Origin of the sequence: Dictyobacter kobayashii (assembly GCF_003967555.1) — a bacterium.
Lineage (GTDB): Bacteria > Chloroflexota > Ktedonobacteria > Ktedonobacterales > Ktedonobacteraceae > Dictyobacter > Dictyobacter kobayashii.
This window is the reverse complement of sequence record NZ_BIFS01000001.1, coordinates 147474-171344: the sequence shown is the minus strand read 5'-3', so window position 1 is coordinate 171344 and position 23871 is coordinate 147474. Positions and strand designations below refer to the sequence as shown.

At 47.0% G+C, this 23871-nt stretch carries 20 protein-coding genes; 16 read left to right on the top strand and 4 right to left on the bottom strand.

Annotated features, from left to right (window positions below; all coding sequences use genetic code 11):
• The first annotated feature begins 721 nt into the window (after window positions 1-721).
• The 7 genes from coaE to EL645_RS00675 all read left to right on the top strand — a co-directional run bounded on the left by coaE (window position 722) and on the right by EL645_RS00675 (window position 9202).
• On the top strand, window positions 722-1333 hold the full coding sequence (gene coaE / locus EL645_RS00705; RefSeq protein ID WP_126548268.1) for a dephospho-CoA kinase: 612 nt from the start codon (window positions 722-724) through the stop codon (window positions 1331-1333).
• Between the two features lie 17 nt (window positions 1334-1350).
• Window positions 1351-2388 carry an alpha/beta hydrolase gene (locus EL645_RS00700; protein WP_126548267.1) on the top strand — a complete coding sequence of 346 codons (1038 nt, stop codon included), beginning with the start codon at window positions 1351-1353 and terminating at the stop codon, window positions 2386-2388.
• A gap of 574 nt (window positions 2389-2962) precedes the next feature.
• The gene (locus EL645_RS00695) at window positions 2963-4366 is read left to right on the top strand and encodes a branched-chain amino acid ABC transporter substrate-binding protein (protein ID WP_246035238.1); all 1404 of its coding nucleotides are present in this window, start codon (window positions 2963-2965) and stop codon (window positions 4364-4366) included.
• A 175-nt stretch (window positions 4367-4541) separates the two neighbouring features.
• On the top strand, window positions 4542-5483 hold the full coding sequence (locus tag EL645_RS00690; protein ID WP_126548265.1) for a branched-chain amino acid ABC transporter permease: 942 nt from the start codon (window positions 4542-4544) through the stop codon (window positions 5481-5483).
• A gap of 55 nt (window positions 5484-5538) precedes the next feature.
• Window positions 5539-7587 (top strand): branched-chain amino acid ABC transporter permease, encoded by a 2049-nt coding sequence (locus tag EL645_RS00685; protein WP_126548264.1) that lies wholly within the window; start codon window positions 5539-5541, stop codon window positions 7585-7587.
• 20 nt (window positions 7588-7607) lie between these two features.
• A complete protein-coding gene (locus tag EL645_RS00680; RefSeq protein ID WP_126548263.1) occupies window positions 7608-8465 on the top strand; it encodes an ABC transporter ATP-binding protein in 858 nt (285 codons plus the stop codon).
• A 32-nt stretch (window positions 8466-8497) separates the two neighbouring features.
• Window positions 8498-9202, top strand: a complete 705-nt coding sequence (locus tag EL645_RS00675; RefSeq protein ID WP_126548262.1) for an ABC transporter ATP-binding protein — start codon at window positions 8498-8500, stop codon at window positions 9200-9202.
• Between the two features lie 85 nt (window positions 9203-9287).
• Here EL645_RS00675 and EL645_RS00670 read toward each other — a convergent pair whose 3' ends face one another.
• From EL645_RS00670 to EL645_RS00660, 3 genes are all read right to left on the bottom strand, one after another.
• On the bottom strand, window positions 9288-9497 hold the full coding sequence (locus tag EL645_RS00670; protein WP_126548261.1) for a hypothetical protein: 210 nt from the start codon (window positions 9495-9497) through the stop codon (window positions 9288-9290).
• Window positions 9498-9578: 81 nt separating this feature from the next.
• A complete protein-coding gene (locus EL645_RS00665) occupies window positions 9579-9947 on the bottom strand; it encodes a nitroreductase family deazaflavin-dependent oxidoreductase (RefSeq protein ID WP_126548260.1) in 369 nt (122 codons plus the stop codon).
• 55 nt (window positions 9948-10002) lie between these two features.
• A complete protein-coding gene (locus EL645_RS00660; protein WP_161976999.1) occupies window positions 10003-11379 on the bottom strand; it encodes a TolB family protein in 1377 nt (458 codons plus the stop codon).
• A 113-nt stretch (window positions 11380-11492) separates the two neighbouring features.
• Here EL645_RS00660 and EL645_RS00655 point away from each other — a divergent pair, with 113 nt between their 5' ends.
• Both EL645_RS00655 and EL645_RS00650 read left to right on the top strand, forming a co-directional pair.
• Entirely contained in the window at window positions 11493-13166 is a 1674-nt protein-coding gene (locus tag EL645_RS00655; protein ID WP_161976998.1) for an ATP-binding protein, read from the top strand.
• Window positions 13159-13857, top strand: coding sequence for a response regulator (locus tag EL645_RS00650; protein ID WP_126548257.1), 699 nt, complete (start codon window positions 13159-13161; stop codon window positions 13855-13857). The genes EL645_RS00655 and EL645_RS00650 overlap by 8 nt, the downstream gene beginning before the upstream one ends.
• A 34-nt stretch (window positions 13858-13891) precedes the next feature.
• On the opposite strand, the gene EL645_RS00645 is transcribed toward EL645_RS00650, so the two are convergent.
• On the bottom strand, window positions 13892-15922 hold the full coding sequence (locus tag EL645_RS00645) for an APC family permease (protein WP_126548256.1): 2031 nt from the start codon (window positions 15920-15922) through the stop codon (window positions 13892-13894).
• Window positions 15923-16509: 587 nt separating this feature from the next.
• Here EL645_RS00645 and EL645_RS00640 point away from each other — a divergent pair.
• The 7 genes from EL645_RS00640 (at window position 16510) to EL645_RS00610 (ending at window position 23730) form a co-directional block, all read left to right on the top strand.
• Entirely contained in the window at window positions 16510-16980 is a 471-nt protein-coding gene (locus tag EL645_RS00640) for a response regulator (protein ID WP_126548255.1), read from the top strand.
• 87 nt (window positions 16981-17067) lie between these two features.
• On the top strand, window positions 17068-17163 hold the full coding sequence (locus EL645_RS00635) for a potassium-transporting ATPase subunit F (protein WP_126548254.1): 96 nt from the start codon (window positions 17068-17070) through the stop codon (window positions 17161-17163).
• Between the two features lie 23 nt (window positions 17164-17186).
• Window positions 17187-18926 carry a potassium-transporting ATPase subunit KdpA gene (gene kdpA / locus EL645_RS00630; RefSeq protein WP_174845284.1) on the top strand — a complete coding sequence of 580 codons (1740 nt, stop codon included), beginning with the start codon at window positions 17187-17189 and terminating at the stop codon, window positions 18924-18926.
• Between the two features lie 3 nt (window positions 18927-18929).
• Entirely contained in the window at window positions 18930-21065 is a 2136-nt protein-coding gene (gene kdpB, locus EL645_RS00625) for a potassium-transporting ATPase subunit KdpB (protein ID WP_126548253.1), read from the top strand.
• A 29-nt stretch (window positions 21066-21094) separates the two neighbouring features.
• Entirely contained in the window at window positions 21095-21688 is a 594-nt protein-coding gene (gene kdpC / locus EL645_RS00620) for a potassium-transporting ATPase subunit KdpC (protein WP_126553944.1), read from the top strand.
• 122 nt (window positions 21689-21810) lie between these two features.
• The gene (locus EL645_RS00615) at window positions 21811-23097 is read left to right on the top strand and encodes a universal stress protein (protein ID WP_126548252.1); all 1287 of its coding nucleotides are present in this window, start codon (window positions 21811-21813) and stop codon (window positions 23095-23097) included.
• Between the two features lie 123 nt (window positions 23098-23220).
• Window positions 23221-23730 carry a universal stress protein gene (locus EL645_RS00610; protein WP_126548251.1) on the top strand — a complete coding sequence of 170 codons (510 nt, stop codon included), beginning with the start codon at window positions 23221-23223 and terminating at the stop codon, window positions 23728-23730.
• Window positions 23731-23871: the final 141 nt, after the last annotated feature.

Genomic DNA, 23871 nt, shown 5'->3' with positions numbered 1-23871 from the left:
TTATAACTAGAAGATTGAGCGAACACTGTTATCTCTGGCGAATAACACATATTATATGGCTGCATAAGAGTCGGATCTTTTTTCAAAAATATATGCTGCATAGAGCTATGTGCTTAAAAGCATTTGGAAACGCTGCTTGATTGCGGCTCGCGCCGTTGCCACCGACTCAGCTCTTCGAATCAATCAGCTTCAAGAAGACTGATTCGCCCGTCAGGCAGCTTTGCTCATACGATTGAAATGCTATTTTTTAATTTATATGGATTGACTGATAATTTGATAGAAATATATAATATCAGTCTTCCATGTTTTATCTGTTTGTAGAAGGGATGCATGATAATTAAGATGTTCTGGCACCCTTCTGTCGTTAGTCACTACCGATCATGTTTCAATACTACTTCGCAAGTATACACCATCAAGTGAAGAGATATTGAAAAAATGAGGACTTTTGTCTTTTTTATTCAGCAATATATTGCTGAGAGTGGCTCTTATAATTAATTATTACATGTATTGCTGAAATTTTTCGACCGCGCAGAATCGTATAGTCATTTTTTTGAAAGGAAGGTGTTGTGGCATTTGATACAATTGATGAGATGGTAAGTTCTTTTCTGTAAACAGAAATATCAGAGAAAGATGCTATCCGCATAAATTTGTATGCTCTTGCTTAGAATGGTTCGTTTACATTACATAATAGTATGTATCCAAGAAAGGTTAACGAGCCTATATGCCGTATGTAATAGGGATTACAGGTAATATAGCCTGCGGAAAAACGTCTATAGGGCAGATGTTAGTACAATTAGGGGCTGAGCGTTATATTGATGCAGACTTGTTAGTACACCATCTATATGAGCGAGACCAACCTATTGCTGTACGTGTCGCAGATTATTTTGGGCCACAGGTAGTAGCGCCGGATGGAAGTATTGACCGTAAAGCGCTGGGTTCTATCGTATTTCACGACTCAGAAGCTATGAAGCGACTGGAACAAATCGTTCATCCTGCGGTGCACACAGCTATTCAAGTAGAATTGGACAAAGTAAGCCCGCAAGGTATCGCAATCCTGGACGCAGTAAAACTGCTTGAAGGTGGATCTGCAAACTTTTGTCAGGCCAAATGGCTTGTAGTGTGTTCTGAAGAACAGCAGCTACAACGTCTTATGCAGAGAAATGTCATAAGTTTGCAAGAGGCCCAGGCAAGGATTAAAGCTCAGCCTGGTACTGAGGGTAAATTAAATATAGTCGATGAAGTAATTGTGAATAGTGGAACTTCTGAGGCTACATACCAGCAAGTTGCAGCTGCATTCAAAAGATTCTGCTTGAAATTTGCCATTCATAGTTGACAAGTGGAGAATAGGAGATGCATAGGTCATCATTTACCCATACATTTGTTTTAAGTATTTGTATGGTGTTTGTTGTTTCTGTTGCCTGGTGTATTCATGCTGTTTACATATCACCTGCCAATAGTGCTGCTAACGCATTAAAGCAGAGCGTGCAAATACAGAACAAAGACCAGCTTCCTGAATCTACCCTCCAGACAGAAACGATCAATACAGGCAATTCATCTATATTAAGTAGCTCAACTAAATCGGATCTTTTCCAGCTTACCAATGGATTGCGTCCGGGTCAGAGTAAACCTATCCCTGCAGCGAAAGATGTGCAAGAGATCCCTGTCTTTGATGTCTCCTTTTACAACGAGCGTGGTGATCTTATTTCTGGCTGGTTGGCTGTATCTACTCCCAATGCGCCAGTGATTATCCTGGCTCATGGCACTCCGGGTGATCGTGTAGACATGATCAATAGAGCTTCCTTCCTATTTAAACATGGATACTCGGTATTGTTGTTTGACTTCCAAAGTTACGGGAAGAGCCAGGGTGTAATGTCGACTTTAGGGATGGTTGAATCTGGCGATATTTTAGCAGCTATTTCTTTTCTTCATTCGTATCCTGATACGATTAATAGTAGAATAGGATTGTTAGGGTTGTCGATGGGAGCAACTGCATCAGTATTGGCAGCCGCGCGAAGTACTGATATCAGTGCAGTATTAGCGGAGAGCTGTCCCGTAGATGCAACACGTGTACCTGATGATGTGCCAAATGACCAGGTGCGTGATGCCGATCGGCAGCTTGTCGAAGAGGTATATGGAGTGGATATTACACTGGCGCGTCCCATTGATGTGGTTAATAAGTTAACGGGGCGGACCGCTATTTTCTTTGTTAATGGAGATAGTGATGTCCAGACGCCTCTAGATGGCATGAAGGCTCTCTACAGTGCCGCAGGAGAACCCAAACAATTCTGGGTTGTGAGTGGAGCGGGCCATGCACAATCTTTCGATGTCGCCAAAGCTGATTATGAGACGCGCGTAGATCAATTTTTTGATACTTACCTGGGTTTCTGATCTGTAGCTAGAATGCAGCCAGACAATCATTTCAAAAGAACCAGAGTAACTTCTACTCTGGTTTTTTATATTACCTCTGCCGGGTTAACGTGGCGCAGCGAGCCGCGCCTGAGCGGCGTTTCTTCTTGTTTTTCAGCGTATGTCAATCTGGGGGAGATGAAATTCTAGAGTATATATAATCACAAAAGGAAAGCAAGAATCATCTCTGAATTTCGTCAAGTAGCATGTACAAATAACACATAGTAGTGATGATAACTTTTATTATTGATGCTTTATGTCAATCCAAACAAAAAATATGTATTGACAGTTCAAATGACAATACGTATAATTCCCTCAATCTCTTTTCCTTGTTTAAGAGAAAATACTAGCCAGGTGCCTGGATTTGCTTTATAGTTTTGTAAATTGCCGCTATCACAGCGAAAAAAAGCTCGACAAAGGAATTTATAAGACTTGGTGAGATCAATGCCCTGCGTGACGTATTTATTTTTGTAAGGCATGAACGTCCTTACTATTAGTACAGCAACCTGTGACCCCTTTTTCTGCATTGTTTTTATTAGCTATCTAAAGGTGGAAAGTGTTTCATGCTTATAATGAAGCACTTGATGAAAGGCAGGCTGACTACATTATGCGACGATCTCCGTCTCGTATTTTAGCCTCTATGTTAGGCTTCACGCTGGTTATCAGTATCCTGGCTGCTTGTGGCTCCGGGGCAACGCAAACGAATACTGGTAATGGCGGCAATGGTGGCACCCAGCAAACCATTACAATCAAAATCGGTTCCGAACTGCCCACAACAGCCGGCGATGCCTCGACTGGTAAACCAGCTCAAGATGGTGTGCAATTGGCCGTTCAAGAAGCCAATGCCGATCCTAACTTCTTACCAGGTTACAAATTTGTACTGGTTCCCAAAGACGATGTCGGTATTAACGGCACCCACGATCCGACAACCGGCCAGAAAAACGTAACCGATCTGATTGGCGATGCTCAGGTAGCCGGTATTGTTGGACCAATCAACAGTAGCGTGGCTCTGGCTGAGATTCCAACCACAAACAAGGCTCCAATTGCCCTGATTAGCCCATCAAACACCAATGACTGTCTCACCAAAGAGACACCAGCATTTGAATGTGGTGGTGCTAACAGCAAAATGGCTGCGTTACGTCCCACAGGAAAAGTTACCTATTTCCGTACAGCAACCATTGACCAGTACCAGGGTGCTGCATTGGCGGTTTATGGATACAAAAACAAAAACTACCGTAGTGTTTATGTGCTTGACGACACCGAAGCTTATGGTGTTGGCCTGGCACAGAACTTTACAACCTACTGGAAGAAGTTAGGTGGAACAGTTGTTGGTTCCGCCAGCATCAAACAAACGAACTCATACGAGAATATTCTGACCGAGATTGCTGCTAAAAGGCCAGATTTTATCTTCTTTGGCGGTAACGACTCAACCGGTGGTATTACTATTCGTCAGCAGATGAAGACCGTAGCCGGCCTGGCTAATACTCCATTCTTCGCTGGTGATGGTGCCAAAACGTCGGCCCTGGCTAAAGCTGTTAAGCCTCTGGGTGGTGGACAAGTTTTCGCCTCGATCCCCGGTGTCGATCCCAGTCAGTCACCAGCCTCCAAGACCTTCTTTGATGCCTACACCAAGCAATTTGGTAGCGATGCCATTGGTGCTTATAGCGCTGGTGGTTATGACTGTGCCAAGATTCTGTTGCAGGCAATCCAGACAGTTGTTAAAAACAAAAAGGCCACAGCCCCGAAGGATTCTGGTGATGACACCGGTGCTGCCACATTCCGTCAGGCTGTTATCGATGCTGTGCAATCCATCCAGTACGATGGTGTCACAGGTCATCATAGCTTCGACAAAAATGGCGACACATCCAATCACTTCATCTCACTGTACACCATTGGTGATTTGAACACAGGTGATGGCTGGAAATATCTCGAGCAGATCGACACCAGCAGCCTGCAATAAGCGAAGTGAAAATGATCCAAACTTTACATCTATTATAAGATGAGAGGTTTGCAAGATACCTGGGGAGGTGTTAGCGGATCCTTCTCCGGCTGATGCTTCTCCAGGTTTTTCATTTCTGTACTCTCAACGCGTTCCTGTAGTCAATCACTACTTGAAGATAAGGAGTAACCAACCAATGGCTACTTTCTTAAACCTATTAATCGTAGGTCTGGCAACGGGTGCTATTTATGCCCTGATCGCGCTGGGTTATACGATGGTTTACGGTATTATTGAGCTCATCAACTTCGCCCATGGTGACATTTTTACCCTTGGTACATTTGTAACCATTGCGGTACTTAGTGCGCTAGGAGTTACCGCGGCCAATCCCCCATCGGCATTTAGCTGGCTGCTGGTTAGCGAATTGGCGTTGGCCTGTATTGGTTCATTTCTCTTCTGCGCTATATTAGGCGTAGTCATTGAACGTATCGCTTATCGTCCTTTGCGCAATGCGCCTCGCCTGGCTCCGCTCATTTCAGCGATTGGAGTTTCCCTTATACTCCAGGATGTTGGTAAGCTCTGGTTTGGTAATACCGATGTCTCATTTGTCTCCTTGCCTATTGGTATTATTCATACCGGTCCTATTGACATTGATGTGATCAACATCTTTGTATTGGTAGTTGCCATTGCGCTCATGATTGCGCTTCATCTACTGGTTACCCGCACACGTATGGGACGTGCCATGAGAGCTGTCGCGCAGGATCGCGACGCCGCAGCCTTGATGGGTGTGAACGTAAACTTTGTGATCAGTATCACCTTCTTCATCGGTGCAGGGTTGGCTGGTGCGGCTGCCTTCATTTACAGCCTCAAGTTTCCCAATACCTATTTCTACCTTGGCTTTGAGCAAGGCTTGATTGCCTTTACCGCTGCTGTACTGGGTGGCATTGGAAATCTCGTTGGTGCCATGTTTGGCGGCTTACTGATTGGCCTGATTTATTCGCTGGTAACCCTGATCCCCCCAACAATTTTGCCCCATGGCGGAAATGCGTGGAATAAAGCTGTAATCTTTGCGATCTTGATTTTAATTCTCGTCTTCCGGCCGTCTGGACTTTTTGGGCAGAATACTCCTGAGAAAGTCTAATGGAGCACAGATACAAAGCACAAAACAAATCAAGCGTAAAGCGAGGTGATAAAACGTGGCTGTATCAGAAAGCCCCCGCAAACTGTTTCCAGGTACTGAGACGCGCAAGCTCTTAATTAAATGGCTTGTAGCCTTACTTGTTCCCCTCTCTCTATTCACCTTTGTCTGGATTGGTGAGCAGATCGTCAACCAGGTATTGTTGAGTTTTTTTAATCCACAGGATCCTCAGTACGATCACAATCTGTGGTCTCTTTTGATGCAAATCCTCTTTATTCTTATTGTCTATGCATCTGTTATCGCTCTATCAGGCTACCTGGTAGCGGCGGATAGTGGGCGACGCAGCACAATTGAGGTCTGGTGTGATGTTTTGTTTGCCACTGTCCCTACCCTGATTTTGCTGAACAGCACGGCTAACCTCTTGATTAGTGTCGGGTTAGGTGTGGTGATCTGGGCTATCTACCTCTTTGTGCGTAACCGTATTCGTCAGGCCCGGAACTATGCGCCGCCACCACCACTGGAGAGTTTGCATGTTGTAGACGAGCAAGGAAGGGCGGCCCTGTTGCGCGTAGCCCAGCAAGCTGGTTTCTGGTTTGCAACCATCTTTGCCGTCATTTCTTTGATTGCTGACCTGATTTTCTATGCATCTGGTTCATTACCCGATTTGTTGCTGATCTGGGTAGGCGTACGTACTGTGTTGTTGCCAGTTGCTGGATATTTCCTTGGACGCCTGGGTGGTGTAATCGCTTTGCGTTATGTTGTTGCTCCAGATGCGGGCGTTGAGGTGAGCGACAACGGGCGAGCAGAAAAAGGACGCCTGGGATGGCGCGGCAACGCTCATAAAGTAAGCCGAGAGCAACAGTTACATAGTTTGTCTGCCAGTCGTGCCAAAGAGGAAGCCAGGGATGTTGTCCCTAACGACAAGCCATTGCAGAGTAAGGGAGCAACGCGCTTCTATCTGTTTATATTAATGGCATTTATTATTCTCTATCCTATCCTGGACCCGATCTTGTTTGGGTCTGGCTCTAAAGGCCGTATTAGTAGTTATGGTGATTTAGGTTTCTACATCATTCTGGCCCTGGGTCTGAATATTGTGGTCGGTTTTGCTGGCCTGCTTGATCTTGGTTATGTTGCTTTCTTTGTCATTGGTACCTATGCCTGGTCTATGGTTGGCTCGACACAGTTCTATAAGTTGACCGGCATCTTTGCTAATCCCAACCTTTTCTCCTGGTTTTTCTGGCCTATGATCATTATCGCCGCCATAATTACGGCGCTGTGGGGAATCTTGTTAGGCGCCCCCACGTTACGGTTGAGGGGTGATTATCTGGCTATCGTGACGCTAGGTTTTGGAGAAATCATTCCTATCGTCTTTACGCAGATGGACCAATATACTAATGGTACTGATGGTATCGCGGGTGTTTATCCACCAGCTACCCCATGTATTGGATCTTTTTGTGTGAACTGGGGAAGTAGCCCGACACCATATTACTATCTCATTTTGATCTTGATCGGGGCCTGTATCTTTGCGAATGTGCGCTTGCGCGACTCAAAGCTTGGGCGGGCCTGGATTGCGATTCGAGAAGATGAAGTAGCCGCATCGTCATCAGGTATCAACCTGGTGAATACCAAGTTGTTTGCCTTTGCTGCCGGCGCTTTCTTTGCAGGTATCGCTGGTGTTTATCACGCAGCTAAATTGGGTACCGTAGCTCCAGGTGATTTTAACTCAACCGATTCCATTATCTACCTGGCAATGGTAGTTATTGGTGGTCTGGGTAGTATTCCAGGGGTACTGGTTGGCGCTGTCGTTGTTTACGCAATCAACCTGTTGATCCTCAGTCAATTAGATACCTATGCCACTGATCCCAATAATTTCCTGCATATCTTGCCACAGCTTTTGCCCAACTTCAGCTTTGAAAACATTCGTAACCTGTTGTTTGGCGTCATCTTGATCTCCATCATGATCTTCCGGCCAGAAGGCTTAATACCGAGCGCCAGGCGCCGCCGTGAGCTTCATCATACTGAGAACGAGGATGAAGAGGTAGAGACCTCGGCACTGGATGAACCTCCAGGCACCTCAGAGTTCGAGGCAGAAGTGCGTGTGGAATAGTAGCACAGAAGGAAAAAAAGATGAGTTCTGAACAGGTAAAGCTGGACGGCCAGTCTGCCTCTACTCTATCTACAGCAAATGCATTACTGGAACTCCGCGCGGCCACCAAAACCTTTGGCGGCCTCACCGCTGTTTCAGAGGTAGATTTGATCGTGAGGCCACGTGAAATTGTCAGCGTGATCGGCCCTAATGGAGCTGGTAAGACGACCGTTTTTAACTTGATCACTGGTATCTACCAGCCTACCTCTGGTGAAATTTTACTGGATGGGAAATCCATTGTTGGGTTATCACCGGATAAGATTGTTGTGCAGGGGATAACGCGCACCTTCCAGAATATCCGTCTCTTTAATAACATGACTGTGCTAGAGAATGTGCTGGTTGGGCAGCACACGCGTCTCAAAGCAGGGATTCTGGGTTCGCTTTTTCGGCCACGTTATGTGATCGAAGAAGAGCAGCGTGCGCGTGAGCGAGCCCTGGAATTGTTGGGATTCTTTGGAACTGCATTGGTGGCGCGCCAGGACGAATATGTTATGAACCTCTCCTATGCGGATCGACGGCGCGTAGAGATTGCCCGCGCCCTGGCGGCGGACCCCAAGCTACTTTTGCTTGATGAACCTACCGCAGGTATGAACGAGGCCGAAACGCTTGAGGCCGTGAAATATATTCGACGCTTACGCGATGAACTCGGGCTCACAATCCTCTTAATTGAGCATAAGCTCGCAGTAACTATGGGCATGTCCGATCATATTGCTGTGCTGGATTATGGACAAAAGATTGCGGATGGATTACCTGATGAAGTACGCTATGATAAACGGGTAATCGAAGCATATCTGGGTCGGCAATCGGAGACAGAACCAACGTCGGAGCCAGAAGCATAAGGGTGCAAAAAAAACAAAAAAAGAGGTCTGCGATGTTACGACTCGTTGATGTGAATACATTTTATGGTCCAAGCCATGTATTACAAAATCTCTCACTCGAGGTAGAAAAGGGTGAGATTGTCTGTTTGCTCGGCGCTAATGCTGCCGGTAAGACCACGACCATGAAAACGATTTTTGGTCTGACTCGTGCTAGTAGCGGCTCGATCAACTTTGATGGCCAGGCCATCGAGCGCAAATTGACTGGTGATATTGTCAAGTCTGGCCTGGCCCTGGTGCCTGAAGCCCGACGTATTTTTCCTCGCATGTCAGTGCGCGAAAATCTAGAAATGGGAGCTTTCACCCGCTCCAATAAGAATGAAATTGCAGAAGATATGGACCATGTCTGTCAGATATTTCCGCGCTTACGCGAACGCTTAAAGCAGCTTGCCGGCACCATGTCCGGTGGTGAGCAGCAAATGTTAGCCATGGGGCGTGCCATTATGTCGCGACCAAAGATGATTTGCATGGATGAGCCGTCAATGGGTCTCTCACCAAAGCTGGTTGAGACGGTCTTTGATACTATCCTGCGTATTCGATCTGAAGGCATGACAATTTTTCTGGTGGAACAGAATGCATCAATGGCATTAAGTCTGGCTGATCGAGGATATGTATTGCAGACGGGAAAAATTGTCTTGACTGATACAGCGAAAAACTTGCTTACCAATGACCTGGTACGTCAGGCATATCTAGGAGGATAAGAGAGCGACAAGAGGAACGCCGATGTTATATTGTTCTGCTACGTCAACGTTCCTCTTGTATCTTGTACTATGTTTAAGATTTGTCCTACTGCTTATCCAGTTGACTATGTAACTCTGAAATACGCTCAATGATTTCCGCGAGTGTGGTCACCCCCAGATCCTCCATGTCCTCGCGCAGGGATTCTAGAAGCTCTAATTGTTCCATTGCGTCATACTCAGCGGGCTCATCATCAAAGTCATCAACCTGTTCAGGAACCTTACCAACCAGGTGCAGCTTGGATTCTTTTTTACTCATGTTTTTTTATCCTCCATAACATGGTAACGCTCAGTGTACAGTAGCGCCAGACTGAACCTTCCCTTTACTGTAATCTCATTGCTACTGTACCTCATTGTGTAGATCGATGGCAACAGCCAGTGAATCATTTGACCACCCTGTAAGATCATCAGTGCTACGAGGCGTATATTTGGCAAAGACAATTTGACGAGCTAACTCATCTTCAGTACCCGCCGTAAGGATGCGTGCCTGGCCGGTATAGGTATGTGTAGCAAGCTTCACCTGAACTGCAGGCTGTTGACGCATATTTTTCACCCAATCCGCTTTGTCTCTCCCTCCAGAGAGGAGATACAGGGTTGTACCATGTGCTGCGAACCAGATCTCAATCGTATGCGGCTTGCCTGAACGACGGCCGATAGTAGTAAGATAGCAGAAATCCTCATCAGCAAAATTTTGTATATCTACCTGCATAGAATCCATCCTTTATAATCTACATGATTAATAATATAACATGCTCAACGGTAGCTTAGTATAAGAAAGATGTACTGGGATCTTGATAGGTCCATCCTGCCTCTGTAATTGTCCCGTCGGAAATCTTCGTGGGCGTGCCTTGAGGCTTGCCTGCATCATTTATCTCGATTGTATAGAGTGCTTTATTGTCCAGTAATGTATGTTGTTGCCAATTTGAGTGATCACGACTTAAAAAGATAAAATGGCGGCTATCGGCAGACCAGAGATTGTTAGAGATTGGCTGTAGTAAACTATTTGTTGATGGTAGCGTAATTGGAGCTGCCGATTTTTCTGTGTGAGTCCTTAGTAGCTGCACTTGTTGCCTGGTTGAGATATTGACAAGCGAGAGAGTTTGAGAGCTATCCAACAGTAAGAACTTACTATCAGGTGACCAGTAAGGAACTGCATTGGCTTCGGAGTTTACAGTAAAAGAAGTAGTATCTGTAACATTGAGTAAGGTCATCTGCGTGCCTATGCTATATACAATATAGTTTCCATCAGGGGACCAGGAGAATTGTGTACAGGCGCATGTCGCAACTGTGGTAGCCGGGCCCTCCAGAGTATGCCAGACTAATTTAACTGAGAGTTGGGATGACGTTTGGCTCGCCTTTGTATCTTCAACTGCGTATAGGAAGCTTTGATTCTGATGGGCTGGCCGCCATAAAATACGCTCAAGCGAAGCAGGTAATGGATGGCCTGGCAATGGGCCAGTTACCTGTGCTCTCTGGGTGCCAGCGATGGTTGTTGTGAAGGCTCCATTGGTATCATTGCCGGTGATTAAATAATTATTGCTATCGTAAGATATAGATGGAATTGAAAAGGTGTTAGAAAAAGGTTTAGCGGCAATACCACCAGGCTGGTCATTTTGGGAGATCCACCACTGAGCATTAGAAGGATTAGCCGAAAAATTCTTAGGCGTCTGTCGATAGATCAAACGTGTACCATTACTATTCCATTGAGGATTATTATAGCTAAAGTCCGGGCTGGAAAAAGCGATAGAAATAGGCGTGCCCCCATCGACTCCAATCGTATTTAGCGTACTGGGAAGGTCACCAATCAATTCATTCTGTGGATGTGGCGAGAGTGATTTAGCCGCAGCTGATTTTGCGAAATCGGCATCTAAGGTACGAAACGCCAGCAATCGATGATTAGGAGACCAGGCATAGCCAACCACTGGCGTGGATTGAGAGACCACTGAGAAAGCATTTGCACCACTGGGATCGAGGGTCCAGAGCTGGCCATCACGTATAAATGCTACAACGTCATCGCCCGAGTGGCCTGGAGTGCATGCTGCTAGTAGCTGGCACAACATGAGAACGAGTAGCGCAATACAGGTTTTTCTGCTGCGCCGGGTATTATGTTTAAGAATATGCCTGGTCGAAAGACTGAGCATAAAAGAATGTCTCCTTTTTTTTCTACGTCTTGTGTGATATTCTCTCATCAGGAAATGTAAAAAAAGTTGCAATAATCTATCCTAGAATGGTAGAGAGGGATAAGCGAAATGCTATGAAAAAATTCCACCAGGTGCTTTTTTTAGGTGTAACTGAGGAACACCGTGGTCGAAGGTATATTGTTGATGCCTGCATCGCCCTCCTTCTAACCCTGGTTGTCACCGGCTTGATTTATATCGCGGGGCTTTATCCTTCTATTCCTAATATATCATTCTTATATTTATTAATAGTATTGGGTCTGGCTACAGTACGTGGTTTATATGCAGCAGTAATTGCCTCGCTAAGTGCCTTTTTCGCCTTTGATTTCTTCCTGGTCCCTCCAGTCTTTACTTTTTCGATCAGCAAATATGAAGAATGGCTGGCCCTCTTTATTTTTTTAGTTACTGCGATTATTACGGGCGAGCTGGCTTCTGCGTTGCGTCAGCGAGCCGAGCAAGCCACGCAGCGTGAGAAAGAGACCAGAGCTCTTTATGAGCTGGTTAATGCGACGACCAATGAAGATAATCTGGATCGACAACTAGATATTGTGGCACATGCGATCGTTAACAACTTTGCGACGGCGGGTGTGGTTGATTGTGCAATTTTATTGCCAGATGCACATGGCAAGCCTACCTTGCAATCTGATGCCCAACAAGATGTTGGGCATATGCAGCTCTCAGCCGACGAGATTCGAACGGCCGAATCAGTAATGTTAGAAGGAAGAATCTTTGACTTTTATATCGATACTGATAGACAATTGCCTTTTCGTTTTAGAAGGGTACTGCAGGCAACTCCTTCAAAGCATAACTATGTACGCCTGGTGCCTATGCACCAGGGTCAGAAAGTAGTGGGCGTCGCACGTCTGTTGATGGCCGATGGTTCACGGCGTTTCCCAATGGAGCGCACGCTGATTGATGAGAAAAAGGACTTAAATCATCAAAATGCCTTCTTTTGGACCTTTATTGATCAAGCAACCGCAATGATCGAGCGAGCAAGGCTGCATCGTGAAGCGCTACAAATTGAATTACTCCGTCGCACTGACGCTCTACGCTCAGCACTACTTTCTTCAGTCTCCCATGATCTGCGCACACCGCTTTCCTCTATCAAAGCGGCGGCTAGTAGCCTGCTACAGGAAGATATAGAATGGGATGAGGAAACAAAAAAGAGTTTTGCCTTAGCGATCGAAAAAGAGGCGGATCGGCTCAACCGGCTGGTTGGTAATATATTGGATATGTCACGTATTGAAGGTGGAGCATTGAAAGCCGAAAAAGAGTGGTATCCAATAGATGAGCTAATTCACGATGTTATCGGGCATATGCAGGGAGTTTTGCAAGATAGGGTTGTCTCAGTGCAGATTCCAGATGACTTGCCACCTGTACCGTTGGATTATTTGCAGATAGACCAGGTAATTACCAACTTATTGGAAAATGCTGTGCGTTATACACCACCGGACTCTCCATTAGAGGTCTCTGCCGAATCCAATGATCATGAGATCAAGGTGAGTATTGCAGATCACGGACCAGGTATTCCCCCATATGATCTAGAGCGTATTTTTGATAAATTTTATAGAGTTTCAGGAGCCCGGCGGAGAGCAACAAGTATTATGGGAACCGGCTTAGGGTTGGCAGTATGCAGGGGATTGATAGAAGCCCATGGTGGACGTATCTGGGCAGAAAATCGACCTGGTGGGGGGGCCATCTTCCAATTTACCTTGCCTCTTGAACATATAGAAGGACATATTCATGAGTAAAAGTGGTGCTCGTATTCTTATTGTAGATGATGAAGTTGAAATATTGCGTGCATTGCAGCGCAGCTTAACTGCCCACGGCTATGAGGTATTTACCGCTGAGAATGGAGAAGACGCGATTGAGGAGGTAGGACATCACCGACCCGATCTCATCCTATTGGACCTTGGCTTACCGGGCATCAGTGGCCTGGAGGTTTGCAGGCGTGTACGCGAACAATCAAATCTTCCCATTATCGTCTTATCGGTCAAAGATACTGAGCGCGACAAAGTATTGGCACTTGACCTGGGTGCTGACGATTATGTGTCCAAGCCATTTGGTATGAATGAGGTTCTGGCACGCGTTCGGGTTGCGCTGCGGCATACAGCCCAAATTCAGTCTGGCACCGAGCCGATCTTTACAGCAGGCCCCCTTAGTGTTGACTTCGCGCAACGTAGTGTGCATGTCAATGAGAAAGAGGTCAAACTTACTCCAACTGAATATGACTTATTAAAGGCGTTGATCAAAAATCGAGGAAAAATCATGACTCGGCAGATGTTGTTGGCCCAGGTATGGGGAACAGGTTACGGTACCGAAGCCCATTATCTGCATGTCTACGTTGGTCAATTGCGGCGCAAAATCGAACCTGATCCCGCACATCCCAGGTTTATCCTGACTGTATCGGGTGTGGGCTATCGTTTTAATACCGAAGACTGACCAACATAGAGCAACAAGAGATCCTTAAGCGGTTTTACCACCGCTTAAGGAGATGGGCAACTTTACCTTCTGGTGTCAACTCATAGCGAATACGATCTGGATTGATATCTTTAAATTGACTGTCGTTTTCGATAGCAACCAGGGTATCTCGAGGATGGATCGACTGCCAGATCTGTGTCGCCAATTCTGGCTCCTCCTGGAGATAGATATAGGTTCGATTAGGAACCTTTGCCTTAATCGCTAACGCCTCAGCTTTACTAAAGGCATCCTTTGCATCCTGATCATCCAGGTAGGGATCAATGATTTCCATCATACGTGGAGCGCTTGTGCGTGGTCGCTTACCAGCCAGGTAAAGGAACAGGATCGGTGTCTGGGCATCTGCATTATTAATGGCTGCACGGATAACGGCGCCATTATGTGGATTGTGTGGAGTAAGGATTGCCAGGGTAGTTTGGGGATAGGTACCCTGAAGTCGCGTCATCACCACTGGCACAGGGACCCTACCCTCTTTCTGTTGGCGATTATGATTATAATAAGCCAGGCCCATACCAACCAATGTTACACCACCACCAAAAGCTGTGGCCAGCGGCTTCGTGACCAGGTTTGTCCCCCAGGCAACTATTACAAGCACCGTAGTCAGGATGCCCAATCCAAAGTTGATCTTAAACCACAGCTTTGTTGCCTCGTATGTCTCATTGACATGTCCACCCAGGCTTCCCGACTCCTCTACCTGATTTTCCTCCTCAGTGGCCGTCGGCTGTACATTTGACTTCATTAAATCGTGTACTTCAACAGCGCGATGGGTCTCTCTAGCCTGTCTAGGGCTCTCGGTTTTGGCGGCCAGTTTTAGCGCTTTGGCCCGCTTCAGATCTCTGGAGCGTACAATATCGAGACCCAGGCAGGTAAGTGAGAAGGCTCCCAGCAAGCCAAAGGCATACATATCACCCAGGATATTAATATTTCCCCATACCATGATGAGAATAATAATCGGGATACCTGTTGCCAGAGCAATTGAAAGATGGGGGGTGCCACGTAGCTTATTGCGTTGTAAAATAAAGTCTGGCAAAAACTCCATGCGCGAGAGGGCGATAAAGACGTGGTAGGCGCCAATGATCGCGGTATTACTGGCAAATACCAGCAAGGCACTGGCACTGATAGCCACCTCGGTTTGTAGTACTTTGTTTCCCCAATGGCCAGCTAGCAGCGAAATAATCTGGGCTGACTGTACACTATCTTTTGCAGCTTCGGGTAATAATGACGTTGAAAGCAGTGTCAACATTGGGCTGGTGATGCCGATCGTTAAAACTACCAGTGTCAAGGCAATGCCAGCAACTTTCTTATGGGGTTTTTTCATTACTGGCGATAACTGCGAAATGCTCTCAAGGCCCGAGAAAGCCAGGAACGAACCGGCGAAGCCAGCTAAGAGTGAGAAAGGTGTCAGGTGATTTTTTACGAACATCTGGTCGATCAAATAAAAGAACTCGCCCAGTGACAGGTGAGTAAAGACCGTGAACAGAATCGCGATGTCGCTCGCGAAGGCGATTACTGCTCCCACCAGGCTTACTTTGGCGCTTTCACTGATACCTACCCAGTTCAAAATACCCAACAATATTAGAACGCCGATAGTAATAAAGAGTGGTATCGGCATAATACCGATTGTTGGGAATACCACGCTCAGATAAAGAATACCTGACAGGCTGCTGATAGCTGCCGTAAGGAAGTAGTCTACCAGAATAAACATACCGCCCAGAGCCCCGAACCAGGGATTGATGGCCTGCGCGGCTACCGTTACCACGCCGCCACCCTGGGGGAAGCGATGGGTAACTTCTGCATACTTCAAGGCAAGCAAGATAAAAACGGTCATTGTCAGGAACACGAAAAAGCCTGCCAGCCCCTGAACAGTCTGATACAGAATGCCAGGAGTGTAATAGACAGAGGTTCCTATGTCCGCAAAGACAACTGCCCAGCAGAGAAGGGGACCGAGCAAACTTTGGCCTGACGAGTGCTCGTCCCCCTGGTTATGCGCGATGGTTGATGTGTTTTGAGTCACAGATTCCTGTGCCATACTATTTAATCGTCCTTTGAAAAGGGAAGTTATCCATGTTCCTACAACGTGTGGACTACTCCTACCACACTACGAATAGTCCTATGACAATATACGTAGTCGAAACAATGTATGCTTCCATAGTGTAGCACAGCAGGATAGGACAAGTAAAACCCCCTAAGGGTAAATTTTGACGGAATTTTTAGTTTTTTTCTGGTATTCTTGACCAGTTTTTTATGAATATAGCTTTTCTCCTGATATTTTTTTGAGATGAACGCACCTGTGTACTCTTTTCAGGTTGCTCGTGTCTTTTCAAAGCTTGCGTCGTATATGAGCTATCCTGTTTTTTCTGTGCTAAAAACTATTGTTTGCTCTAATTATGAGAAATAGATAGTTGATTTCTCATCATAGATTGAACACGTTAGAGTAGTGTTTCTAGAGACACCTGCTAGCAAGCTCATTAGCGCAGAGTTCTTTATGTTCTCAATCATGATAGCCGGCCGGTGACATCTTGAGTAATTCTTGAGGATTGTCATTTTTCTCTTTACCTCGCATTGAGAAATTAAGAGGTATATTTGATCTCGTGAGAGGGAAAAGGAGAGAACTTAATGGTAGCGCTACAGAAAGAAGTGGTTGATATGACAGGAGCACGTATTCTGCTTGTCGAAGATGATGACGTCTTACGCAACGTGGTAGAGCGTAATCTGCTAGCGCGTGGGCATGAGGTATACAGTGCCATTGATGGTCAAAGTGCTCTTGATTATTTGCGAACCACCCCTATCGACCTCATATTGCTAGATATCAATTTGCCCGACCAGACCGGTTGGGACATCTTGAGGGCTATCCAATGTGAAGAGTGGTCCTTTGGTCCAACCGATGAAATGCTACAGGGAAAATTACCGGTCGTTGTGCTGTCAGCTGTCAGGGTAAGCCCACATCGACTGGCGGAATTTCATCCTCTCGCGTACTTGCCGAAACCATTTCCAATGGAAGCTGTCTTGCGCCTGGCCGCTGAGGCAGCGAAGCGGCGTGAAAACTGTGCCAGGCAGAAAACGGATGAGGAGGGATCTCATGCTTGATATCCTGATCATTATTGTGAGCATTGCCTTTTTTATATGCTGTATAGGTTTTACCGTTGGCTGTGAACATTTATAGGAGGTTCGCGCATGAATACGCCACTGGAATACCTTCTTGTTGGGATTGTAACACTGGCTATTGTTGTGTATCTGTTTATCGCTTTATTGGCTCCTGAAAAGTTCTAATAGATTGAAATCGAGGAAGAAAGATGCCTATAACGCCCAATAGCGTCATACAGGTTCTTATCTACCTGGTAATTCTTTTATTGATTACCAAGCCGTTGGGTCTCTATATGACCAAGGTCTTTACAGGTGAGCGAACCTGGTTAACCCCTGTTCTCGCTCCTGTAGAGCGCGTGTTTTATCGTCTCTCGGGTGTAGATGCTGAGGAAGAGCAGAAATGGACCGGTTATACCATTTCTATGTTGTTATTCAGCGTGGCTGGTATGCTGCTACTCTATCTTTTAGAGCGCACCCAGCAGTGGCATGGAACGTTCTTTAATCCACAAGGATTTGGAGCGATTGAGCCTCAACTAGCCTTTAATACTGCCGCCAGCTTTACCACCAATACCAACTGGCAGGCGTATGCTGGTGAGCAGACCATGTCTTATCTCACGCAGATGGCAGGTCTGGCTTTCCATAACTTTGTATCTGGCGCGACTGGTGTGGCCCTGGCTCTGGCCTTTGTGCGTGGTTTAACCAGGCGTAGCGCGCAACATCTAGGAAATTTCTGGGTAGATATTACCCGCTGTATTCTCTATATTCTGCTTCCAATTTCGATAATTGGAGCATTAGTTCTGGTCTCACAGGGAGTTATACAAAACTTCAATGCCTACACGCAGGTGGTTACCCTGGAGGGTGTCAAGCAAGTAATTGCCCAGGGACCGGTGGCATCGCAAGAAATTATCAAAGAGCTTGGCACGAATGGTGGTGGTTTCTTTAATGCCAATTCAGCGCATCCCTTTGAGAATCCCAATGTCATCACTAATATGATAGAGATGCTGGCCATCTTTGCTATTCCAGCTGGCCTGACCTATCTGTTTGGCAAGATGGCTGGAAATACCAAACAGGGTTGGGCGATCCTGGCAGCTATGACCATTCTCTTCTTAATCGGTGTGTTTGTTATTCTGCCGGCTGAGCAGACAGGTAATCCTTTCCTGACGCATGCCGGTGCCAACCAGGCGGTCACTGCTTACCAGGCAGGTGGCAATATGGAAGGCAAAGAGGTGCGCTTTGGTATCACCCAGACCGCGCTCTTCACGACCATTACTACTGATGCCTCGTGTGGTGCCGTCAACGGCTTTATTGATAGTTTCACGCCGCTTGGTGGCATGATTCCGATGCTCAACATTGCCTTAGGTGAAATCATCTTTGGTGGTGTTGGTTCTGGATTATATGGCATGCTCATCTTCGCCGTCCTGGCCGTGTTTATTGCCGGCTTGATGGTTGGACGAACACCTGAGTACCTGGGCAAAAAGATCGAGCAGAAAGAAATGAAGATGGCCGCCCTGGCAATCCTGATCTTGCCTGCTTCCATCCTGGGCTTTACAGCTATCGCAACCGTTTTGCCAGCTGGAACCAGCTCGATTTTAAATCCGGGCCCCCATGGCTTATCAGAGATACTGTATGCCTACACATCCGGTACAGGTAACAACGGCTCTGCCTTCGGTGGCTTGAGTGCAAATACGCCATTCTATAACTGGACAATTGGCTTTGCAATGTTGATTGGACGTTTTGCCTTCGTGATACCTGTCATGGCTCTGGCGGGTGCGATTGTGAAGAAGAAAGTAGTACCAGCCAACGCGGGTACATTTCCCACCACCGGGCCCCTGTTTGTGGCCCTTCTGATCGGTGTAATTTTAATTGTAGGTGCTCTAACCTACTTCCCTGCATATGCGCTGGGTCCAGTGGTTGAACATTTACTGATGCTGGCAGGAAAGAGATTTTAAGAGATGAGTACTGATTCACTAGAATCAAAGCAATGGAAGACGCGCCGCAAAAGTGCCAGTTCCATCTTTAATGGACCGATTATTCGCCGTGCTTTTGTGGACTCGCTGAGAAAGCTAGATCCACGCTGGCAGCTCAAGAATCCGGTAATGTTTGTGGTTGAGATTGGTAGTGTTATCACAACCGTCGAATTCTTCCGCTATCTCTTTACCGGACCCTCCAGCGAAACTCTTTTTGTGCTGGGTGTCACGATCTGGCTCTGGTTTACTGTCATTTTTGCCAATTTTGCCGAAGCGATGGCAGAAGGGCGTGGAAAAGCGCAGGCTGATACCCTGCGCAAGACGCGCACCACCACCATGGCCAAACGTCTCAAGCAAGGGAAGCGACAGGCCGATTATCAAGAAGTTGCCGCGCCAGATCTGCGCAAAGGGGACTTTGTCCTGGTGGAGGCCGGTGATGTGATCCCGGGCGATGGAGATGTTATAGAAGGGGTTGCCTCTGTCGATGAGTCAGCGATTACTGGCGAGTCTGCCCCAGTAATCAGAGAGAGTGGTGGTGACCGCAGTGCTGTTACAGGTGGCACACGTGTCCTTTCAGACTGGATCGTCGTACAGATCAGCGCTAACCCGGGCGAAACCTTCCTGGATCGTATGATTGCACTGGTAGAGGGCGCGGCCCGGCAAAAAACGCCGAATGAAATTGCCCTAAACATCTTACTGGCCAGTCTGACCATCATTTTCCTGCTGGCTGTTGTCACCCTGGAACCGTTTGCCATTTACTCGCATAGTCCGGTCTCGATTACTACCCTGGTTGCCCTGCTAGTCTGTCTGATCCCGACCACCATTGGCGGTCTATTATCGGCCATTGGCATTGCAGGTATGGACCGTATGGTGCAGCGTAACGTACTGGCCATGAGTGGTCGTGCCGTAGAGGCTGCCGGTGACGTGGATGTGTTACTGCTGGACAAAACCGGCACCATTACACTGGGTAATCGTATGGCCAGCCGCTTTGTACCTCTGAACGGTGTAGATGAGAAAGAACTGGCACACGCCGCGCTGCTTTCTAGTCTGGCAGATGAGACACCAGAAGGACGTTCGATTGTAGCCCTGGCCAATGAGCGTTATGGATTGCATGAAGACACGCACAGTGATGCAACATTCGTTCCCTTCTCTGCTCAGACACGCATGAGTGGAGTCGATCTGAATGGCCATGCCGATGGATCAGTTTATGCGGTACGTAAAGGTGCGGCCGAATCAGTTATGAACTATGTCAAAGATCTGGGTGGCTCGGCTGGTGACGAACTGCAGGAACTGGTCAACTCGATTGCTCGCGGTGGCAGTACGCCACTGGTTGTGGCCGAGTCTCACGGCACTGATCACCACGGCTTAACGAAAAAAGACGCTAAAGTTCTGGGTGTCATTGAGCTCAAAGATATTGTAAAAGGTGGCATGCGTGAGCGCTTCGATCAGTTGCGCCGCATGGGTATTCGCACCGTTATGATCACCGGTGATAATCCCTTGACGGCCGCCGCCATCGCGAAAGAAGCCGGTGTAGACGACTTCCTGGCCCAGGCCACGCCTGAAACCAAAATGCAACTGATCAGAGAACAGCAGGCTGGTGGACGCCTGGTTGCTATGACCGGTGATGGAACAAATGATGCTCCCGCCCTGGCCCAGGCTGATGTTGGTGTGGCCATGAATACCGGCACCCAGGCGGCTAAAGAAGCCGCCAATATGGTTGACCTCGACTCGAATCCGACCAAACTGATTGAAGTGGTTGAAGTTGGTAAGCAATTGCTGATGACGAGAGGAGCCCTGACTACCTTTAGTATTGCCAACGATGTCGCCAAATACTTTGCCATTATTCCGGCCATGTTCACAGTAGCATTTCCTGAATTAGGTGCCTTAAATATCATGCACCTGGCCACACCGCATAGCGCCATTTTATCAGCCGTCATCTTCAATGCTTTAATCATTATCGCGCTGGTACCTTTAGCATTGCGAGGCGTAACCTATCGGCCATTAGGAGCTGGTCCACTGTTGCGACGTAACCTGCTCATTTATGGATTGGGTGGACTGATTGTACCATTCGTGGGCATTAAACTTATTGACCTCCTGCTAGTGCTGTTGCATTTAGCCTAGTAAGGATCGGGGAAGCAAAAATGAAGACCATCAAAAAAAATATCCGGCCAGCGATAGTTTTAACGCTATTATTCACCCTCGTCACGGGTTTCTTATATCCCGGGATAGTTACAGGCCTATCCCAACTGATCTTTCCCTATCAGGCTAATGGAAGTATCCACACGACCTCTGATGGTAAGCAGATTGGATCTGACATTATTGGACAATATTGGACTTCGCCCCGCTACTTTCATGGTCGTCCGTCCGCGACTGTTTCTATCACTGATTCAAGCAAAAGCGTGCCATATAATGCGCAGAACTCATCGGCCTCAAATCTGGGCCCAACCAACAGTACATTGATCAAAAATGTGCAACAGAACGTCCAGGATCTGCAAAAAGAGAATCCAGGGACTCCTGTACCTGTTGACCTGGTTACCGCTTCGGGCTCGGGCCTTGATCCAGATATCTCGGTCGCTGGCGCGCTCTTCCAGGTGCCGCGCATCGCCAAAGAGCGTGGCCTCAGTCAGGATGTTGTAAAAAAACTGGTCATGGATCATGTACAGGGTCGTTTCTTAGGGGTCCTGGGTGAGGACCACATCAATGTGCTGGATCTCAATCTAGCATTGGATGCTTTACACAAATAAAGGAGCCCATGGACCGCAGCAATAGGCCCTCCTATTGCCGCGGCCTTGTGGTATTGTAAGTAAGTGTGGATGAAGAAGTACGCCAGAGCTATCCATGATGGAGAAATGAGTATAAAGGGAATATGAGCACACAACCTCCAGATAAACGCGTGCAAGCTGACGGTCGCCCAGATCCAGAGGCTCTACTGGAACGTTACAAATTACGTGAGAGCGATCCTGATCTTAAGTCTGGTGACAAGTTGTCAACAGCGCCAGAGAAACAACAGCGTGGACGTTTACGGGTCTACCTTGGTGCGGCAGCAGGTGTAGGTAAGACATATGCTATGCTCAATGAGGGACATCGTAGGAAAGAACGTGGTTCTGATGTCGTGATTGGGTATGTTGAAACGCATAAGCGCGCACAGACCCAGGCACAGCTAGGCGATCTTGAGATCATTCCTTGCCAGACTATTGAGTACCGGGGTGTACTGCTCAAAGAGATGGATACTGCAGCAATTATCGCACGCCACCCTCAGATTGCTCTGGTCGATGAACTGGCCCATACCAATGTGGCTGGCTCCAAACATCACAAACGCTATCAAGATGTGATGGATATATTGGATGCGGGCATTGATGTTGTTACCACCCTCAATGTGCAGCATTTAGAGAGTTTAAACGATCTGGTTGCCAGTATTACTGGTATCCAGGTACGCGAGACATTGCCTGATCGTATTCTAGACCAGGCTGACGAAGTTGAATTGATCGACATCGCCCCTTATGCCTTGCGCCAGCGTATGAAGCACGGCAATATTTATCCATCGGAGCGTATCGAGCCGGCGCTAAGTAACTTTTTCCGCGAAGGAAATTTGACAGCTCTGCGTGAGTTAGCTTTGCGTTTGACTGCTAACAAGGCAGAATCGCAACTCCAGCAATACATGACTGGCCATGATATCAAGTCACAATGGTCAACGACTGAGCGTGTACTGGTTGGTTTCGATCACCGACCGCAGAGTAGAGTTATTATTCGTGATGCATGGCGACTGGCGCATGGACTTCATGCGGACCTGATTGCAGTGTCTATCCAATTGACTGGTTATCCGGCGTTTATTCGTAAAGTTATCGCCTTTTTAAAATATGGTAGCAATATGCAGAAGCGATACGAAGATATGCAGAAGAAAGTCGATGAGCACGCCCTGCTGGCAGAGGATCTGGGAGCCGAAGTTATCAGGCGCACCAGCACCGATATCGCTGGCACGATCGCAGATCTGGTTCAGCAGAGGCATGTGACCCAGATTGTGTTAGGGCAACCCGCCCATAGCCGCTGGGAAGTGCTACTTTATGGATCGGTAACGAACCGGGTCTTACGTCTCACTTCTGATGCTGACATTCACCTGGTTCCTTTGAAGCAGAGGGCCAGGCATGATGGATAAGGGTGGGGAATGAAGTGTCAGATAGAAACTGTTCTTTTATACAGAAGAATTGGTTAAAGATCGCCATATTTTTAAGCAGTGACGTAGTGAAACCAAAAGTTGCTAGAGTGGGAGACGTTCTCGATGAGACGTTTATTGCTTCCCTTTACTCATGGTATTGATGGCACGGCCATTGAGTATGCATTGATATTTGCGCGCCAGACACAGTCAACGCTGGTCGTTGGTTCGTGGCTTGCGCATCCTACGCTTGGAAAACCTGGTCGTCCATTGTTGGGGCATATCGAACAATCAAAAGATTTTCTGGCCCTGACTGGATATAAAGCAAAGCGCTTCCATGTGCCCGTGGAGCCTGTGGAGCTCTATAGCGTTGATAGCGCCAAAAGTATGCAGGTCCTGGCCAGGGAAATGGACTGTGATGCAATTTTGTTATTTATGCGCAAGGATAAAGTATTGCTGATTAGTAAAGAAGAGATGCAGCAATTGTTGCGCAACAGCCATACTCCTCTGCTCATTGTGAGATTGCCGGGTAGATATCCAGCCTGGCAAAAGTTCAAAGCCTGGTCTATCGCCTGGCTGCAGCGCATGCATAGATCGACAAGAGAGAGGCCAGTCTTGATGCCACATTCTTATTAAGCTGGCTAAAAATTGCAATGAATCTTGAGCGATTGCGTATCAGCACCGCTGTATCTGTGATGAAATATTGAGAGATTCGCTAATTTTCTTTAGGATTTATTGAGATCCTATGCCATATAATGCATCAGTTATATAAATCGG

Coding starts and splice junctions, on each gene's coding strand:
- EL645_RS00675 (WP_126548262.1), top strand. CDS start 8,498: ATGTTACGACTCGTTGATGTGAATACATTTTATGGTCCAAGCCATGTA.
- kdpA (WP_174845284.1), top strand. CDS start 17,187: ATGCCTATAACGCCCAATAGCGTCATACAGGTTCTTATCTACCTGGTA.
- kdpB (WP_126548253.1), top strand. CDS start 18,930: ATGAGTACTGATTCACTAGAATCAAAGCAATGGAAGACGCGCCGCAAA.
- EL645_RS00655 (WP_161976998.1), top strand. CDS start 11,493: ATGAAAAAATTCCACCAGGTGCTTTTTTTAGGTGTAACTGAGGAACAC.
- EL645_RS00650 (WP_126548257.1), top strand. CDS start 13,159: ATGAGTAAAAGTGGTGCTCGTATTCTTATTGTAGATGATGAAGTTGAA.
- EL645_RS00665 (WP_126548260.1), bottom strand. CDS start 9,947: ATGCAGGTAGATATACAAAATTTTGCTGATGAGGATTTCTGCTATCTT.
- EL645_RS00615 (WP_126548252.1), top strand. CDS start 21,811: ATGAGCACACAACCTCCAGATAAACGCGTGCAAGCTGACGGTCGCCCA.
- EL645_RS00690 (WP_126548265.1), top strand. CDS start 4,542: ATGGCTACTTTCTTAAACCTATTAATCGTAGGTCTGGCAACGGGTGCT.
- EL645_RS00640 (WP_126548255.1), top strand. CDS start 16,510: ATGGTAGCGCTACAGAAAGAAGTGGTTGATATGACAGGAGCACGTATT.
- EL645_RS00700 (WP_126548267.1), top strand. CDS start 1,351: ATGCATAGGTCATCATTTACCCATACATTTGTTTTAAGTATTTGTATG.
- EL645_RS00670 (WP_126548261.1), bottom strand. CDS start 9,497: ATGAGTAAAAAAGAATCCAAGCTGCACCTGGTTGGTAAGGTTCCTGAA.
- EL645_RS00660 (WP_161976999.1), bottom strand. CDS start 11,379: ATGCTCAGTCTTTCGACCAGGCATATTCTTAAACATAATACCCGGCGC.
- EL645_RS00635 (WP_126548254.1), top strand. CDS start 17,068: ATGAATACGCCACTGGAATACCTTCTTGTTGGGATTGTAACACTGGCT.
- EL645_RS00645 (WP_126548256.1), bottom strand. CDS start 15,922: ATGGCACAGGAATCTGTGACTCAAAACACATCAACCATCGCGCATAAC.
- EL645_RS00680 (WP_126548263.1), top strand. CDS start 7,608: ATGAGTTCTGAACAGGTAAAGCTGGACGGCCAGTCTGCCTCTACTCTA.
- EL645_RS00610 (WP_126548251.1), top strand. CDS start 23,221: ATGAGACGTTTATTGCTTCCCTTTACTCATGGTATTGATGGCACGGCC.
- coaE (WP_126548268.1), top strand. CDS start 722: ATGCCGTATGTAATAGGGATTACAGGTAATATAGCCTGCGGAAAAACG.